At 74.8% G+C, this 848-nt stretch carries 1 protein-coding gene; it reads right to left on the bottom strand.

Annotated features, from left to right (window positions below; all coding sequences use genetic code 11):
• The coding region (locus AC1D15_RS35020; RefSeq protein WP_477829702.1) for a serine/threonine-protein kinase at positions 1-848 on the bottom strand (848 nt) is incomplete at both ends.

Here is an 848-nt window from a genome sequence, read left to right as displayed (position 1 = left end):
GGATCGCTGCGGAAGCGCCCGCGCTGGTAGGGCTGCACCTCGCCGTACGGCAGCCGGCCGGTCAGCCACTGGTACAGCGTGACGCCGAGCGCGAACAGGTCGCTGCGTGCGTTGGCCGCCTCGCCGGCCGCGTTGTCGTCGCTCGCCCACTGCTCGGGGTTCATGTAGCTGGGCGTGCCGGCATGCAGGCTGCGCAGCACGCGCGGCTCGCGGCCCGAGACCGCGACGCCGAGGTCGAGCAGGCGCCAGCGGCCGTCGTCGCCGCGGTGCAGGTTGGCGGGCTTCACGTCGCGGTGCACGACGCCCAGCCGGTGCAGGCGCGCGAGTGCGCCGGTGATCGCGATCGCCGCATCGACCGCATCGCCGACGCTGGCGCGCTCGCCGGCCGCCAGCAGCTGCTCCAGCGTGCGGCCGGCATGCCAGTCGTAGGCGACGTAGAAGGCGGTCGGTTCGCGCAGTTCGCGCAATCGCACGAAACCGTCAGCGCTCCCCACGCGCGACGCGAGCCAGGCCTCGTGCGCCAGCATCGCGCGCTCCTGCGGGTCATTGGCGCGCGACAGGTGCAGCGTCTTCAGCGCGACCAGCGGTTCACCGGCTTCATCACTGCGGGCCTGGTACAGGCAGTGCACCCCGTTGTCGGCGACGCGCGCGGTGATCGTGAAGCCGTCGAGCCGGTCGCCCACCTTCAACCGCGGCGGCACCGGCAGGTTGCGGCCGCGGCGCAGCGCGTCGTTCAGCTCGCCGTCGGCCAGGCCGCGCACCCGCAACACCAGCGCGGTCGCGTTGTCGCGCCCGCCGGCGGCCAGCGCGGCGCGCACCAGCGCCTCGGCGGCGTCGCGGGCCGAGCC

It is taken from the genome of Rhizobacter sp. P2_H2 (assembly GCF_056403375.1).
The sequence above is the reverse complement of the archived record's forward strand: the minus strand, read 5'-3'. Positions and strand labels throughout refer to the sequence as shown.